A 15,295-nucleotide genomic window follows, 5' to 3' on the forward strand; every position below is an offset into this window, starting at 1 on the left:
TTCGCCTCCGGTTGCATACCTTTGTCACCTCGTTGATGGTCCTGATCCTGCTGCCAGCAGCCTCGGCCGAGGATGCACATCTGCAGGCGTGGCCGGCGGGTCGCGAAGTGCGGGTCGCCACCGCGCCATCATTGCGCCCGCTGCCTGCACCACTGGCGGACTCGATCCCGCTCCCGACCCTCGCCCACGGCTATGCGCAGCTCGCGGCTGACCATTCCGGACTGCGCTTCCGTGACATCGCCTACACCAGCACGAGGGCAGCGGTCACTGCCGTCTGCCGGCACGAGGCCGATCTGGTGCTGGTGATGGGCGGCCCGGCGCATCGCCCACGGCCCTGCCCCGGCCTGATGGCATCCGGCGCCTTCGATGGCGGCAAGACGGTCCTGGCCGTGCGTAAAGGCGAGCACGCGCCACGTGACGTCGGCAGCGTGAAGGCGCAGGTGCTGGCCGTGATTCGCGGCGGCCCTTATGCCAGCTGGCTGGCAACCCACCATCCGCAGGTCCGCCTGCTGCACTTGCCCGATCGGCATGCAGCCCTGGCCGCCGTGGACAACGGCATCGCCGATGCTGCGATCGGCCTGGAAGCTACACTGCACGCGATGATCCGGCGGCACTTCGCGGGCAAACTGCAGCTTCATCCGTTCGAGAGCGACTTCTCCACCGATCTGCACCTGCTCGTGCGCCGCGAGGACCAGCAGCTGCTGACGCGCATCGACCAGGCACTGCACGACATCACGCTCGAAGAGCACGCGGGCCTGCTGGCATTGTGGGCGCAGCAGATGCTGCCCGCCCCCGTCGAGAACGCGCTTGACCGGGTGCGCGCCCTGCACCCGCCCTGGCTGCTGTATGTGGCCGCAATACTCATCGGCCTGACCATGTTCTGGCAGGCACTACGTTGGCGAATCGGTCGCAAGGAACAACGCCTTGGGCGCGCGGCAGGAATGATCAGCCACGAAGTGCGCAATTCCGCGCAGACGATACTGGCTTCGATCGACCTGCTGAGCCAGTCGCGCCTGTCCAGGAGAGAGCACGACCTGCTCGCGGCCGCGCGTGCCGCCGGCCACGCGCTGCGCAGGCTGCTCGACCGCTCGCTCGCGTTCTCGCGTCTGGCCAGCGGCAGCTTCAGGCCCCACGTCGTACCTTGCGACGTCGGCCAGCTCTGTGCCCATGCACTGGACGCGATCCGGCCGGAAGCACTGCGCAGGGGATTGTCCCTCAAGCTTGATTGCACGCCCGACCCCGCACCGACGGTCGCACTCGATGCTGACGGGCTGCGCCAGATTGTCGACAACCTGCTGGGCAACGCGTTGAAGTTCACTGATGCCGGTGGCATCGAAGTGCGCCTGCAGCTGTCACCCATCCCGTCTGCCAGGGAGCTGTTGCTGGATGTGATCGACAGCGGCATCGGTATCGCCCCCGCGCAACTGCCGCTACTGTTCCGCCCGTTCCAGCAGGGAGAGGATGGCCAGAAGCGCGGCGGCACTGGCCTGGGCCTGACGATTGCGCGCGAGCTGGCCATTGCCATGGGCGGCAACCTGGCCGCGTACAGCGTACATGGGCGCGGCAGTCGCTTCACCCTGCGACTGCCGGTCCGCGCTGTCCCTCGCGATCCGCCCACCATCGAGCGCCCGCAGCAGGCGCCGTTGACGGGCACAGAGCTGCTCCTGGTCGAGGACCATGCACTCAGCCGGCGCGTCGTGGCAGAGCAACTGCGTCGGCTGGGTGCCGATGTGTGCGCGGTTGCCGATGCGGAAACCGCGTTGGCCGAACAGGCGCTGCGACCGCGCTGCACGGTGGTGCTGGATATCGGGCTCCACGGCCGGGACGGCTACGGCTTGGCACAGCAGCTGCGCGCGCGGGCAAAGGCGCCCCTGCGAGTGATTGCCCTGTCCGCCCGCATGGGGCGCCGGCACGTGGCGCGCTGTCGCCGGGCCGGATTCGACGCCGTCCTGGTCAAGCCGCTGCAGGTGGCAGACTTGCTGCAGGCGCTGGGCCTTCCGCCTTCGGCGCACGCTGCCGCGCCTTGTAGCGCGCGGGGCGCCGACCCGGATTTCGCTTCGGATATCGCCCATGAGCTGGCCGGGATCGAACAGTCCCTGCAGGACGCCGATGCCGCGACATTGCGCCATCATGCGCACCGCCTGCAGGGCACGTTGCAGATGTTCCGGGCAATCGACCAGGCCGGCACCGCGGCCGCCCTGTGGGAGTTGGGGCAGCAGGCCACGCCCGACTGGGTCGAGGCATGGCGACTGCTGCAGGGATTGCAGCAGTGGCACGGCTCCCGCAAGGCGGAAGCCGTGCCTTCAAGCTGATCAGGCCGCCAGGCGCTCGACCTGGCGACGGGTCAGGTCGTTGAATCGCCCCAGCGACATCAGGTGCTGATGGATCAGCGCCAACCAGCCGCTGCGGTGCCACTCGATCACGGTCGCTTCCGGCAACGCCACGAACTTCTCAACGTCCACCACCAGGAAGCCATTGAGGTTGAACTCGCGGCCATCCGGAGTGCGCACGGTGGCGTTGCGCTCGACCAGCAGGCCGTTGTCGATCAGGGCCTTGGAGAAGGCCTGGGTCTGTTCGTGCTCGCGGGTGTACTGGCCGCAGAACTCCAGCGCCTGCTGCACCATGTCGGTGGCCTTGCCGTCCACGAACAGCGGCTGGCCTTCGTCACCCCCCTTGACCACGCGCGAGCTCTCTTCGTCGATGCCCAGCAGGAAGTCGTTGTCCGCACCGGTGTCGATGAAAATGAAGGGGTGGCGACGCAGGTAGGCCGGAATGTAGGCCTCGTCTTCCCACAGGCCGTCCTTGATGAACAGGTTCTGGTCGGACACACCGACGGCCGCCATCGGCACGGCGGTCGGGCCAGCGAACAGAATCGGGAAGTGGTGCAGGGCCAGCGAGAACTCGCCCAGCACCAGCGGAATGGCGTTGTTGCCGGCCGCAAACTCGAGCCTGCCCGGCAGGATGCGCAGATCGGCGTGCACATCGGCCTGCAGCGGCACCGGACGGGTATAGAACAGGGGAGCGCCGCTCGGCGCCGCTTCGGTGGTGGTGTCGCTGGTGGTGGTCATCTTGGGAACCGTTCAATCATGCGCGCCTGCCATCCCGGGCGCGCCAGCGGGAACAACCTGAATCCCGCATTATCAACAAGCTCGATGACAACGGCCACCCCACCGACGGCCTATTTCAGCTGCAAGGGGTAGCGCTGCCAGAGCACGTGCACCAGGAACCCGGCCAGCTCGGTGTCGCGCGCGCTCACCGCGGCACGGATCTTGTCCAGCAGCACCATATCGCTGCAGGAACGCACGTCGGCATGGTTGGCCTGCCCTGCCCGGCGCGCGCGATAACGCGCGGCGCGCTGCGCATCGCTCATCGCGTACCCGAACTTGGGCGGACGGCCGCGCTTGCGCGGCAGGGTCAGCTCCAGGGTTCCGGGGTCTTTGTCATCACGCATGAGAGGGGTGCGGGCGGCGGCGAGCAACGGGGGGCGCAATTTATCGTGAGGCATCACTTTAATCCAGCTTTTTCTGCACTTTTGTTGCGATGCAGCGCCAACGTTGCCGTGTCGGTGCGGATCCATCCACGCATGGCGTGGATCTACTGCAGAGCTCGCGACCCGGTAACCCGCTAGATCCACGCCATGCGTGGATGCGGAAACCCGAACAAAAAAGTGGGAGCCCGCGAACGGGCTCCCCTCGCCTTCCTCATGCAGCGCGTACCGGTTCATAGCCGTGCAGGTGCGCTTCGCTGCTGGCCCGTCCCTGGCTGAGCGACCGCAGCGCAGTGGTGTACCCCACCAGCTGCGCGAGCGGCGCAAAGCCACTGACCTCGGCCCGACCGTCCTGGTCGTCGATGCGGGCGATGCGGCCATGGCGCCGGTTGAGGTCGCCCACCACGTCACCCACCGATGTCGACGGCGAATGCACCGTCACCGCCATCACCGGCTCCAGCAGCTGCGTGCCACCCTCGGCCAGCGCCGCCTTGATCGCCTCGGCGCCTGCGCGATGGAACGCCATCTCCGACGAGTCCTTGGCATGGGTCTGGCCATCGACAAGACTGACCTCGATACCGACCACCGGATGACCCTGCGGCCCTTCCGACAGTGCGGCACGCACGCCCTTCTCCACCGCCGCGATGAAGCTGCGCGGCACCACGCCACCGACGATGCGGTCGTTGAACACCACCTGGTCGTCCTCACGCGGCGCCACGTCCAGCACCACGTGCGCGAACTGGCCCTGGCCACCGGTCTGCTTGACCAGCCGCCCAACGACACCCGTCATCGCGCGCATCGGCGTCTCCTGGTAGGCCACGCGCGGCGCACCTACGCCCACGTCGACGTTCCACTCGCTGCGCAGGCGCTCGACCATCACTTCCAGGTGCAGCTCGCCCATACCCCAGACCAGGGTCTCCGCCGTATCGCGATCGGTTTCAACGCGGAACGACGGATCTTCCTGGGCCAGGCTCGCCAGTCCCTGCGCCATCCGGATCAGGTCGGCCGCACGCGCCGGTTCCAACCGCCAGGCCAGCACCGGCGCCTGTGCCTGTATGTTCTCCAGGCGCAACGGCAGCGCACGGCCGCTCAGCGTTTCACCGCTGACCGCATCCTTCCAGCCCAGCACCGCGACGATGTCACCGGCCACGGCCTGTTCAATGTCGTGGGTCTGGTCGGCCTGCACCCGCACCAGCCGACTGACCCGCCGTCCCTGCGGATGCTGCGAACTGGCCACCGCGTCGCCCACCTTCAAGGTGCCCGAGTACAGCCGTACGAAGCTGAGTGCACCGTGCTGCTGGTGGGTAATCTTGAACAGCAGCCCCGCCAGCGGGCCATCAGGATCCGGCGGCAAGACCACCTCGCCCTCATCGCTTTCGGCGCTGACGGCAGGGCGATCCAGCGGCGACGGCAGGTAATCGACCACGGCATCCAGCAGCGTCTCGATGCCCTTGTCCTTGAACGCAGCACCGGCCAGCACGGGCACGCCCGCACCCGCCAGCGTCGCCCGGCGGATCGCCGCGCGCAGCGCCCCGGCATCGATCACCCGACCTTCCAGCCAGGCATCGGCCAGTTCTTCGTCATGATCGGCCACGGCTTCGACCAGAGCATCGCGCTGGGCTCGCCACTGGATACGTGCCGCGTCGTCCCACGGGCTGATGGTCGTCGCACCGTCGCGCCACTGCAGCACGCGCTCATCGACCAGGTCGACCCAGCCGTTGAAGTCGCTCTCGCTGCCCAACGGCACGCCCAGCGCCCACGGCCGCGCCTGAAGCTTGTCCTGAAGCTGCTCCAGTACGCGCTCGAACGACGCGCCGACGCGGTCCATCTTGTTGACGAAGGCGATCAGCGGCACGCGATGACGGCGCGCCTGGCGCCACACCGTCTCGGACTGCGGCTGCACGCCATCCACGGCCGAGAACACGGCCACGGCGCCGTCGAGCACGCGCAGCGAACGTTCGACTTCGATGGCGAAGTCGATGTGGCCAGGGGTATCGATCAGGGTCAGCCGATGCGGCGGCAGGTCACGCGGTGCCCACTGCGCCTGCACGGCGGCCGCGCCGATGGTGATGCCCCGTTCGCGCTCGATTGCAGAGAAATCGGTGGTCGCATTGCCGTCGTGCACTTCGCCGACGCGATGGATTTCGCCGCTTTTCCACAGCAGGCGTTCGGTCAACGTGGTTTTGCCGGCGTCGATGTGGGCAATGATGCCAAGGTTGCGACGGCGGGAAAGGACTTGGGTGTTCATGGGAAAGGTTCCTGCAAAGCCAACTTCGTGGGCCGCGCACCCCGGTTGGCGACAGGGTGCGCGGCTAGCGTTCGGTCTCGGCGATCTGGTGCATGGCACGTTCTCCTTTGCAGTACTGGGTAGCGTCGAGTACGTAGAGTCGACTGGGTAGAGTCGACTGTTAGTCGACTCACAAAAAACAAAAAACGAAAAGAGCGCCCCGAAGGGCGCTCTGTCGAAGGTCCAGCGATGGCCGTCTCAACGGCCTCGTGGGGCTCCAGGCAGACACGCCCGTTCCGCGCTTGCGCGGGTCAGGGTGAAAAACTTCAGGAGCGGCATCCGGTTCATGGGGCGCATTCTAGACCTGCCAATCTGGCGCGCAAGTGAATATTGAGCACATAAATGGAACGATGAGGCCGGCAACGATAGGGGTCAGATCCCTTTGCCCCTGGCAAAGGAATCTGACCCCTGGCGGCCTTTACTTGCAGCCGTGCAGCTTACGCGCCTCGGCCACCGTCGCAGCCCGGTCATCGCCCATCGAGATCCAGCCCTGCAGCGACATCGCCGGATCCACATGCGGCTGCCGTGCGCCACCGTGGACCACCACTTCGGTCCAGCTGCCCACCGGCGCCAGTTCGGACAAGCGCGCCGCCTGGTCGTCCTCGGTGCTGAACATGTCGTCCGGACCCGCCGGAGGCGTGGCATTCACGGTTTCCGTCTTGCGGGTCCGGACCCGAAGTGCACCGTCCGGCAGCCGCTGGGTGATCACTTCGTATCGCTCAACACCATATGCCCAGCTATTTTCGCCAACGCTGCGGGTCTCGCTGCCGTCATCCGCCACGGTCACCCTCTCCCCTGCCGGCCCGACAACGCCCGCGACAGCCGCCAGGCCGGACATCAATGCCTGATAGACGATCATCTGCCGCTGCCCGGTGGTCAACGCTCCGGCCTTGAGCTTGGCCGCAGGAATCTTCAGATACGCCGTCTCCCTGCACAGCACCAGCACCTGCTGGTCGTCCCAACTCACCGACATTTCCTCGTTGGCGAAGTACTGCGTCTTCATCGACGTCACAGCGGCGCCCTCGCCACTGGAATGCCGGATCTCGATCAGCGAGGCATTCTCCGCTGCATCGGTCAGCGAAACCGGCGAGGTGGAAGCCGCAGTCGCAGCGCCTGCGAAGCCAACCAACACGGCCAGCAGAGTGCCGCGCGAAATGCTACAGATCATTGCATCAGTCCATTGAGAAATTCAGATGCACCATGATATGTCGAGCGAGGCACGATGCGCCCGTGCGGCCCTGATCAACTCATTTCCCCGTAGGTGCAGCCTACCGTCACCCATCCCGGTGAATAGGAAAGATCAACAATCATCCGCACATGTCGATCACCAGGAAGCGTTTTGTACAGATTGAGTCCTTTCCAGCCATACACTCTTTCCATAGCCTCGGCATCCCAGCGCGATGACATACCCCCGATATGGTTTGCAATGGATCTCCCTCGCACCATCTCTTCTCCGACGGGCACCGGAATGGCAAGAAGCATCTCCTGAACACCCGAAACATGCACAAGTGTCGAGGATTCCCCCCACGCCATGACGGGAGTCCGAGCCTCCCAGAGCATCAGTGACGCGCCATTACGCTCCTTGCTCTGACTGAAATCCGTCAGGTCGCCCGCTGCAATCCGATCAGTGAAGTTGTCCAACTCCTGGTGAGTCAGCTGGCACTGTAATAAGCGGGACAGGGTCGGCGATACGTCCTGTTGCGCTTGAGCCGGACATGAGAGCCCCATTGCCACGCAGAGTACCGCCGCCTGCGCGCCCCACACTTCGTTAAACATCACAGCCACACTCAGCACCCCTCTCGAACCTTCGGCGAAGGCCAATCAATGAGGCGGGGCATCCAAGAAGTAAAGCCGATGTGCGGCCCGCCGGAGCATCGCCCATCGGGCGCAATCTAGCTGCCAAAGCAGCAAGCCACTAACGCCGGTCCATATGCGTCAAAAATGAGAGGCGCGACTACCTGCGCCCTCCACCTCAGCAGGCGGACCCGGGCTAGGTCACCACCACCAGCGGCATCCCACGCCTTGGGTGCTCCGGCACCACCACGTCCCGCTGGTAGACGCGCTGCAGGTCGTCTTCGGTCAGCACCTGCAATGGCGTGCCATCGGCCGCCCCCCTACCCTGCTCCAGCACCACGATGCGGTCGGCATAGCCTCAGCCACATAGGGGCTATGAATTCCCTCCGTACTTTTCCGGGTGCTGCAGGTAGTCCCAGTTTCCCTGCGCCTGCTCCCTGACGCGGCGGCTCCTATCCTTTGCGAGTGTCGGATACAACTTCGTGGCAAGCCCCTCTGAGATCCAAAGCATGTGGCACGCCACTCGGAATCTGACTTTGGCCATCGGGTGGGATGCCAGTTCAAACCAGACACTCTCTGTAGCTGCATACGCATCATTCAGCTTGCAAAGCCAACTGCCAGATGTCTCCCATGTTCCCTAGGCGCCGTCCACAAGACCCTTGCGAATCGCATTCAGTGCGCTCTCGATAGGAACGATGCCATCCTTGAAATCGTGAATGGCATTGATGATGGCAAGCACTATCTGGAGTTCATCTTCCTTGCGGTGTCTGCGAATCGCGCATTTGATTTCATGCTCGCGTCCGAAGGTGAACATATGGGCTTCCTCCCTCTGGAACGCCCAATGGTCAGTCAGCCCGAAACATCAAAGCAATAATCAACTTCCACCGCACATACCTGAAGGAGGGGCTCAGCCAGCGCAACTCCTGCGACCTCAAGGCCCAACATCCCAGCTTCGCCTGTGGCAGGGGCGGAGAATCACCCGAAAGCCGCTCAGGACGACGTGAAAGACGCGGCTATTTACGACACCACCCTGGAATCAGGTGACCACCACCAGCGGCACCCTGCGCCGCGGATGCTCCAGCACCACCACATCCTGCTGGTAGACACGCTGCAGGTTGTCTTCGGTGAGCACCTGCAGCGGCGTACCATCGGCCGCCACGCTGCCCTGTTCCAGCAGCACGACGCGATCGGCGTAGCCAGCCGCCAGGTTCAGATCGTGCAGCACCACGATCACGCACGCACCGGCCTCGGCGCAGGCACGCACGCTACGCAATGTGCGCTCCTGGTGACGCAGGTCCAGCGCGGCGGTCGGCTCATCGAGCAGCAGCAGCGGCGTATCCTGCGCCAGCACGCGCGCGAACGTGGTCCGGGCGGACTCGCCACCGGAGAGCTGCTGCACCTCGCGCAGGCGCAGCGCCTGCAGTTCGGCGGCATCGATGGCCGCTTCCACCCGGGCATCGTCCGTGACCGGGTCCGGCGGATGCGGCAACCGTCCCATCGCCACCACTTCTTCCACGCTGAAGGCAAAGCGCACGCCATGCTCCTGCGGCATTACCGCGCGCTCGCGCGCCAGCGGCCCGGCCTTGTAGCTGGCCAGCGGTTTGCCCAACAGGCTCACCTCGCCCGCATCGGCGCGCAGGTCGCCGGCCGCTACCGCCAGCAACGTGGACTTGCCTGCGCCGTTCGGGCCAACCAGCGCGGTCACCGTACCCGGCTCGAACGCCAGCGAGATGCCATGCAGGATCTCGCGCTGCTGGCGACGCACCACCACCTCGTGCAGCTTCAGCAACGCGCTCATGGGGCCGCCTTGCGGCGCTGCTGCAGCACCAGCCAGAGGAAGAACGGCGCGCCCAGCGCGGCCGAGAACAAGCCCAGCGGAATCTCCGCCGGCGGATCGAGCGTGCGGGCCGCGGTGTCGGCCACCACGATCAGCAGCGCACCGAGCAGGCCGGACAACGGCAGCAGCCAGCGATGCCCGGGACCGACCAACAGGCGCGCCACGTGCGGCACTACCAGGCCAACGAAACTGATCGAACCGGCAAACGCCACCGCCGCGCCCACCAGCAGCGCACTGAACGCCACCAGGCGACGTCGCGTGCGGGTGACATCCAGCCCGAGATGCTGTGCCTGGCGCTCGCCCAGCGCCAGCATGTCCAGCGGCGTGGCCAACCGCTGCAACGCGAACACGCCGATGGCAAACAGCGGCACCACCGCCGCCACATCGGCCCAGTTGGCGCGCGCCAGCGAGCCCATCTGCCAGAACACCAGCGACTGCAGTTCGCTTTCGCTGGCGATGTAAGTGAGGAAACCAATCAGCGCCGAGCAGAACGCGGCCATCGCGATACCGACCAGCAGCAGCGTGGCGTTACCCGCGCCTTTGCCGGGCCGTGCCAACGCATACGTCAGGCCGATCGCCAGCGCACCGCCGACGAACGCGGCCACAGGCACCAGCCAGCCCGCCGCACCGGCGGCGCCCAGCACGATGGCGGCCACCGCACCCAGTGCAGCACCCTGGCTGACACCGACGATGCCGGGGTCGGCCAGCGGGTTACCGAACAGGCCCTGCAGGCTGGCACCGGCCATCGCCAAAGACGCGCCCACCATCGCACCCAGCAGGGCACGCGGAATGCGCAGTTGCCAGACCACGGCCAGATCGCGGCTACTGACTGCCTGCGGATCCAGCAGGCCCAGCTTCACCGCCAGCGCCTGCATCACCTCCAGCGGCGGCAGCCGCAGCGGGCCCACGGCGAACGACGCCAGCACTGCCCCCAGCAGTGCCAGCAACGCCACCAGCAACATCGTCCGCCCGCGACGGCGGCGCCGATCCGCCGGACTCATGCCTTCGGCAACGCCGCCAGGGCCTTGGCCAGCGCCAGCGCGCCAGCACCGGAACCGACACTGGCGTACTTCAGCTGCACATCCGGCATCACCCAGACCCGATTGGCCTGCCCGGCCGGCGTCTGCTTCAGCGTCGGGTACGCCTTCCACAGGCCTTCGGCACCGCCGAACAGCCGCAGGTCATGCTCGGTCACCAGGATCACCTCCGGTGCCGCGGCGACCACCCCCTCGTTGCTCAGCTGCGAGTAGTTCTTCACCCCAGCCTCGGTGCCAATGTTGATGCCGCCGGCCAGCGCGATCAGCTGCGCTGACGCGCTGTCGGCACCGGCAACAGTGGGCGAGCCGCCAGCGCCGGTGGCCGATACGTGGATCAGTCGTGGCGCATGGCCCAGGCCCTTGCCAATCGCTGCAGCCTCGTCGAGCTGGCGCTGCACCTGCGTGGCCAATGTTTGCCCCGCTTCGGCCAGCCCTAGTGCGGCGGCGACCTTGCGCACCTTGTCCGGGGCCGGCTGCAGATCATCGATGACCACCGCCGGCTCACCGACTTCGCGCAGCTTTTTGGCCAGCTCGGTGTGGCGGCGCAGGCTGTTGCCGAGGAACAGCGAGCCCTGCAGGCTCAGCACGCCCTCCACGCCGGTGGTGCGGTTGAACAGGAACTGGTGCGGCGCGGCCAGGCCGGCCTGGGTGGTGGTGTTGGTCGGCGCGGCGAATACCTGCGTGCCCAGCCCCAGTGCTTCGATCACCGCGATGACGTCGTCGCCACCGGCAATGATCCGGCTGGTATCGGTCACCTCGATATCGGCGCCGTCATCGGAATGCACCTTGGCCGGCAGCACCGCCTTCTGGTCATGCACGGCCGGCAGCTCGGCACCGGCCACGCGCTGCCAGCCTGCCGGCAACGCGGTTTCGGCAGCGGCCGGTGCGGCGGGCGGCTCGGCGGCCTTCTGGCCATCAGGCGGTGTCGACGCGCCGCCACAGGCGGCCAGTACCAGCGAAACAGCCAACGGAAGCGCACACAGGCGCAGACGGGACGCGATGTTCATGCTCGTTCTCCTTGCTGGCAGGGCGGCGCGCACGCCGCCCCACCTTGTGACTTACTGCTTCGGGGTGATGCGGGTGATGCGGTCACCCTTCGGGTCCTCAGCGCCGCGCGACTTGTTCACCGCGAACACGTTGCCCTTGCCATCGGCGCGGACGTGGTTCGGCAGCGTGCCGCCATCAAGATTGGCGACCACCTTGCCGTCACCATTCACCACGGTGACCGTGCCAGCGCCACGGTTGCTGACATAGGCCAGGCCGGAGGCATCATCGAAGGCGACGTTCAGCGCGCCGGCGCCGACCGGCACGTCATGCAGCACCTTGCCGGCTGCCACGTCGACGATCAGCAGGTTGTCGGTGCCCTGCGAGGCGACGTACAGGCGGTTGCGTGCCGCATCCAAGGCCACGCCCGAGGCACTGATCGAATTGCCCAGATCGATGACCTTCTCGACCTTGCCGCTGGCCACATCGATCACCGCCGCTTCCGGGGTGCCGATGCTGACGGTGAACAGCTTGCCGCCCTTCTCGTCCAGCACCAGGCTCATCGGGGTGAACGTGCCGTCGTCCACGCCGGCTTCCAGCGTCACTGCCGGCAGCTCCTTGAAGGTCCTGGCGTCGAACACCGACAGGTGGTCCTCGCCCGTCGCCGAGGCGAACACCTTGCCGCGGGTGCCATCGACCACCACGTCGCGCGCGTGCGGCACAGTGTCGGCCGGGAACTGGTGGACCAGCGACAGGTCCTTCTGGCGGTAGACCGCGATCGAGTTCTGGCGGGTATTGGTCACCCACACATTGCCGTTGGTGTCATCCACGCCCACGCCGTAGACCGCATACACCGCACCATTGGTGCTGCCCGGCACCTGCGCCGGGGTGATCGCCTTGGTCACCTTCAGCGACTTCGGGTCCAGCTTCAGCAGCTGCGACTGGGTCACCGGCGGGCGACCCACCGCCGAGGTCACGAACACCGCGTTGCTGGCGGCGCTGTAGGCGGACTGGTACAGGCCCGGCACCAGCTTGTTGGACTGGGTGGCGAACTGCGCCTGGCCGGACAGCGGCAGCTGCGGCGAGACGCGCAGCTTCAGCACGGTGGCCGCAGCCGGTTGGCTGGCGCGCACCACCACCGGATGAGTGCCCGGCACCGCGTCGGCCGGAATGCTCAACTGGGTCTTGAAGTTGCCATCAGCATCGACCACCAGCGGCTGCGCGTTGAGCACGCTGTCACCGCGCAGCAGGCTGACCTTCTGGCCCGGCAAGAACCCACGGCCGACCACGTCGGCAGTGCTGCCGGGAACCACGTTCTCACCGCGTGAGACGACTTCACCCTTGAAGGTGGCGTTGGCCGGCTGGTCGAACACCGGCTGCGCGGTGGCGGTCACCGCCAGCAAAAGGCCGGCGGCGAGAGAGGTGAGACGGAAAGACGGACGGAACGACATGGAAGGCTCCTTGCACACGTAGGCCGCGCCACGCGGCGCGGGAGTCATCGGTTGCCTGGGCCGCTGCACGCCGGCAGCCTCGCCTGGGTAGTGGGGTCGCACGGCATCGCGTGCGAAGGCATTCATTCGGCGGCGTTGTCCCCGCCACTGGGCGCGCCATCGCTGGTACTACGGTCGGTCACGCCGTACAGCTCGTGCAGCGCCGCGTGGAACGAGGCGGGCAGCATCGGGCCATGGCCCAGGCCAGGAAATTCCCGGTAGCGCACACTCAGGCCCGGCACTTTGCCCAAGCGTTCGGCCAACTGCATTGCCGCGTCCGGCGTGGCGCCACCGATACGGCGCAGGTGCGCCACCACGCGCGGATTGGTCAGGTCACGCTTGCCGCGATCGCCGACGCGCTCGGCGCCGCCCAGCATCAGCCACAGGCTGGCCTGCTGGCCGTGCACGTTCTGCACGAACTGCTGTTCCGGATCACCCAGCGCCGCGCCCTGGCTCCACCACAGCGAGGGACTGGCCGCCAGATAGGACTGGAAGGCGGCGGGGCGGGTGTAGAGCGCATTGAGCACGAACAGCCCGCCCAACGAGTGCCCCCACAGTGCTTGCTGCTGCGTATCGATGCGTGCGCGTCGCTCGACTTCCGGCTTGATGCGGCGTTCGATCACATCCAGGAAAACCGCAGCACCACCGCCAACTGCCTGGGTCGTACCGCTCTCGTCATCGGCACGGTCGATCCACGCGGTGTAGTCGCGGGTGCGCGCCCTGGAATCGATGCGCAGGTCGTTGTCGTAGCCGATCAGCACCAGCACCGGCGGCACATTGCGCGCGGCCAGTTCGGCCAGCAGCGGCTGGTCCAGGACCATGGCGACGGCGTTGCCGTCCAGCGCGTACAGCACCGGAGAGGGCACCTTGCTGGCCTTGACCGGGATCGCCAGGTTCACCCGCCAACGGCGCTGCTGGTCCGGGCTGTCCAACACGAAATGCTCGAAGCGATAGCTGGCCGCCGGCTCGTCGAGCACGGTGTGGCCGATCTTCTGCAGCGGATTGCGCTGCTGCGCATGGGCGTACGGGGTGGCCAGGAGCAGACCCATCATCAAGGCGGCCATGCCGCGGGCCAGTGGACCACGGCGCAAAGGAGGGACGAAATGCTTCATCAGCGGCGGCACGAGCGGCCGATGGCCGCCGGTTCACAGGGGACCGCAGTCTACCTTAAACGCGAATGATTATCACATCGATCAAATGTCACACTGTGTATCACGCGCGCGATGCGTTCATTTTCCCGGTTGCGCCGGAAACACCGAATCCACTATTTTGCCGGGCAGCGGGGCGCAGGAGCGCCCTTCCCTCGCAGGGCTGCGGATGGATGGGCAATCGAGCCATCGGCCGCGCCCTGTCCCTTGCCAAACCCATCCACGCATGGCGTGGATCTGCTCACCACCACCCACGGGAATGGATCCCGTGACTGCGAGAACATCTTGAAGCGCACCGCCCTGATCGCCCTTTCCCTCGGCCTGCTTGCACCGCTGGCCGCCCATGCCGCACAGGACCTGCCAACGCTCTACCAAGCCTTTGAAGAAGCCGGCAATTCTTCACTGGGCATGGACGAACTCAACCAGACGGTGACATTCACTGCCGTGGCACTGAGCGTTTCCAGCAACCTGGCGGGCGAACCGCTGATCGAGGCCGGCGATGACCAGGGCAATGTCCTGGCCCGGCTGACCAGCGACGATGAGCAGCAGGCGGCCAAGCTGGGCGCGCTGGAAGAAGGCGCGACCTTCACCGCCAGCTGCACACTGCAGTTCAGCTCGGGAACGGATTACCTGTCCTTCGGCGATTGCAGCATCAAGTAAGAAAGAAGCCGGCGAAACGCCGGCTTCGTTTTCCCGCCCTGTAGAAGTCGAGCCATGCTCGACTCACGCAGTCTCACGGCCCCGCAGGCACCGGGCCGTAGACGTTCTGCTGCGGTGTACCCGGCAGCAGCGCGAACACGAGGATCACCAGACCACCGAACGGAACAAAGGCCAGCAGGTACATCCAGCCCGACTGGTTGCAGTCGTGCAGGCGGCGCACGGTGACGGCGATGACCGGCACGAACGTGGCCAGCCAGAACACGACGAACAGGATGATAGAAGCGATGCCCAGTATGTCGGACTGCATCACCAGCCCGGCGATGAGCGGCACCATCAGGACGGTCGAGACGATCAACAGGAACAGCTGGAACATCCAGTACTCGCGACGGTTGGCACGGCCCTCGAACTGGGCATAACGCTTCAACGGCAGAATCATTTCCTGCACGGCATCGATCCTTGAAAAAGTAGCCGCGCAGTCTGCCAAAGGAACGCCCGCAGGACAATGTGATGACGAACCACACTCGACCGCCATTACCCCTGTAGAGCCGAGCCATGCTCGGCTCCTGTTTCC

At 66.2% G+C, this 15,295-nt stretch carries 14 protein-coding genes and 1 pseudogene; 2 read left to right on the top strand and 13 right to left on the bottom strand.

Translation table 11 applies throughout. The annotated features are described in order from the left end of the window. Window positions 1-35 precede the first annotated feature (35 nt). Window positions 36-2,312: an ATP-binding protein gene (locus ROV95_RS13890; RefSeq protein ID WP_312544906.1), complete on the top strand. Its 2,277-nt coding sequence runs from the start codon at window positions 36-38 to the stop codon at window positions 2,310-2,312. Here the strand turns inward: ROV95_RS13890 and ROV95_RS13895 are convergent, their stop codons facing one another. From ROV95_RS13895 to ROV95_RS13950, 12 genes and pseudogenes are all read right to left on the bottom strand, one after another. Next, window positions 2,313-3,068 carry a SapC family protein gene (locus tag ROV95_RS13895; protein ID WP_312544908.1) on the bottom strand — a complete coding sequence of 252 codons (756 nt, stop codon included), beginning with the start codon at window positions 3,066-3,068 and terminating at the stop codon, window positions 2,313-2,315. A 110-nt stretch (window positions 3,069-3,178) separates the two neighbouring features. After that, the gene (locus ROV95_RS13900) at window positions 3,179-3,451 is read right to left on the bottom strand and encodes a hypothetical protein (protein WP_005409616.1); all 273 of its coding nucleotides are present in this window, start codon (window positions 3,449-3,451) and stop codon (window positions 3,179-3,181) included. A 250-nt stretch (window positions 3,452-3,701) separates the two neighbouring features. Further along, the gene (fusA, locus tag ROV95_RS13905; RefSeq protein ID WP_111098313.1) at window positions 3,702-5,735 is read right to left on the bottom strand and encodes an elongation factor G; all 2,034 of its coding nucleotides are present in this window, start codon (window positions 5,733-5,735) and stop codon (window positions 3,702-3,704) included. A 457-nt stretch (window positions 5,736-6,192) separates the two neighbouring features. Next, the gene (locus tag ROV95_RS13910; protein ID WP_312544912.1) at window positions 6,193-6,942 is read right to left on the bottom strand and encodes a hypothetical protein; all 750 of its coding nucleotides are present in this window, start codon (window positions 6,940-6,942) and stop codon (window positions 6,193-6,195) included. Between the two features lie 74 nt (window positions 6,943-7,016). Continuing rightward, window positions 7,017-7,550 carry a hypothetical protein gene (locus ROV95_RS13915; RefSeq protein WP_312544913.1) on the bottom strand — a complete coding sequence of 178 codons (534 nt, stop codon included), beginning with the start codon at window positions 7,548-7,550 and terminating at the stop codon, window positions 7,017-7,019. A 214-nt stretch (window positions 7,551-7,764) separates the two neighbouring features. Beyond that, window positions 7,765-7,926, bottom strand: a pseudogene (locus ROV95_RS13920) (hemin ABC transporter ATP-binding protein); the annotation flags it as partial. Between the two features lie 279 nt (window positions 7,927-8,205). Further along, on the bottom strand, window positions 8,206-8,382 hold the full coding sequence (locus ROV95_RS13925; protein ID WP_312544914.1) for a hypothetical protein: 177 nt from the start codon (window positions 8,380-8,382) through the stop codon (window positions 8,206-8,208). Between the two features lie 222 nt (window positions 8,383-8,604). After that, window positions 8,605-9,366, bottom strand: coding sequence for a heme ABC transporter ATP-binding protein (locus ROV95_RS13930; RefSeq protein ID WP_312544915.1), 762 nt, complete (start codon window positions 9,364-9,366; stop codon window positions 8,605-8,607). Next, a complete protein-coding gene (locus tag ROV95_RS13935) occupies window positions 9,363-10,406 on the bottom strand; it encodes an iron ABC transporter permease (RefSeq protein ID WP_111098315.1) in 1,044 nt (347 codons plus the stop codon). The genes ROV95_RS13930 and ROV95_RS13935 overlap by 4 nt, the downstream gene beginning before the upstream one ends. Then, window positions 10,403-11,449: an ABC transporter substrate-binding protein gene (locus ROV95_RS13940; RefSeq protein WP_312544916.1), complete on the bottom strand. Its 1,047-nt coding sequence runs from the start codon at window positions 11,447-11,449 to the stop codon at window positions 10,403-10,405. Before ROV95_RS13940 ends, ROV95_RS13935 begins: the two co-directional genes overlap by 4 nt. 51 nt (window positions 11,450-11,500) lie before the next feature. Then, window positions 11,501-12,877, bottom strand: a complete 1,377-nt coding sequence (locus ROV95_RS13945; RefSeq protein WP_312544917.1) for an ATP-binding protein — start codon at window positions 12,875-12,877, stop codon at window positions 11,501-11,503. A 122-nt stretch (window positions 12,878-12,999) separates the two neighbouring features. Then, window positions 13,000-14,028, bottom strand: a complete 1,029-nt coding sequence (locus ROV95_RS13950; RefSeq protein ID WP_312544918.1) for an alpha/beta hydrolase-fold protein — start codon at window positions 14,026-14,028, stop codon at window positions 13,000-13,002. Between the two features lie 321 nt (window positions 14,029-14,349). On the opposite strand from ROV95_RS13950, the gene ROV95_RS13955 reads away from it, so the two are divergent. Next, window positions 14,350-14,724, top strand: a complete 375-nt coding sequence (locus ROV95_RS13955; protein WP_021201787.1) for a hypothetical protein — start codon at window positions 14,350-14,352, stop codon at window positions 14,722-14,724. Window positions 14,725-14,797: 73 nt separating this feature from the next. Here the strand turns inward: ROV95_RS13955 and ROV95_RS13960 are convergent, their stop codons facing one another. Further along, window positions 14,798-15,169: a DUF805 domain-containing protein gene (locus ROV95_RS13960; protein WP_312544920.1), complete on the bottom strand. Its 372-nt coding sequence runs from the start codon at window positions 15,167-15,169 to the stop codon at window positions 14,798-14,800. Window positions 15,170-15,295: the final 126 nt, after the last annotated feature.

Source organism: Stenotrophomonas maltophilia group sp. msm1, assembly GCF_032025805.1.
GTDB classification, from domain to species: domain Bacteria; phylum Pseudomonadota; class Gammaproteobacteria; order Xanthomonadales; family Xanthomonadaceae; genus Stenotrophomonas; species Stenotrophomonas hibiscicola.

Coding starts and splice junctions, on each gene's coding strand:
- ROV95_RS13915 (WP_312544913.1), bottom strand. CDS start 7,550: ATGTTTAACGAAGTGTGGGGCGCGCAGGCGGCGGTACTCTGCGTGGCA.
- ROV95_RS13895 (WP_312544908.1), bottom strand. CDS start 3,068: ATGACCACCACCAGCGACACCACCACCGAAGCGGCGCCGAGCGGCGCT.
- ROV95_RS13930 (WP_312544915.1), bottom strand. CDS start 9,366: ATGAGCGCGTTGCTGAAGCTGCACGAGGTGGTGGTGCGTCGCCAGCAG.
- ROV95_RS13890 (WP_312544906.1), top strand. CDS start 36: ATGGTCCTGATCCTGCTGCCAGCAGCCTCGGCCGAGGATGCACATCTG.
- ROV95_RS13910 (WP_312544912.1), bottom strand. CDS start 6,942: ATGATCTGTAGCATTTCGCGCGGCACTCTGCTGGCCGTGTTGGTTGGC.
- ROV95_RS13945 (WP_312544917.1), bottom strand. CDS start 12,877: ATGTCGTTCCGTCCGTCTTTCCGTCTCACCTCTCTCGCCGCCGGCCTT.
- ROV95_RS13925 (WP_312544914.1), bottom strand. CDS start 8,382: ATGTTCACCTTCGGACGCGAGCATGAAATCAAATGCGCGATTCGCAGA.
- ROV95_RS13935 (WP_111098315.1), bottom strand. CDS start 10,406: ATGAGTCCGGCGGATCGGCGCCGCCGTCGCGGGCGGACGATGTTGCTG.
- ROV95_RS13900 (WP_005409616.1), bottom strand. CDS start 3,451: ATGCGTGATGACAAAGACCCCGGAACCCTGGAGCTGACCCTGCCGCGC.
- ROV95_RS13940 (WP_312544916.1), bottom strand. CDS start 11,449: ATGAACATCGCGTCCCGTCTGCGCCTGTGTGCGCTTCCGTTGGCTGTT.
- fusA (WP_111098313.1), bottom strand. CDS start 5,735: ATGAACACCCAAGTCCTTTCCCGCCGTCGCAACCTTGGCATCATTGCC.
- ROV95_RS13950 (WP_312544918.1), bottom strand. CDS start 14,028: ATGAAGCATTTCGTCCCTCCTTTGCGCCGTGGTCCACTGGCCCGCGGC.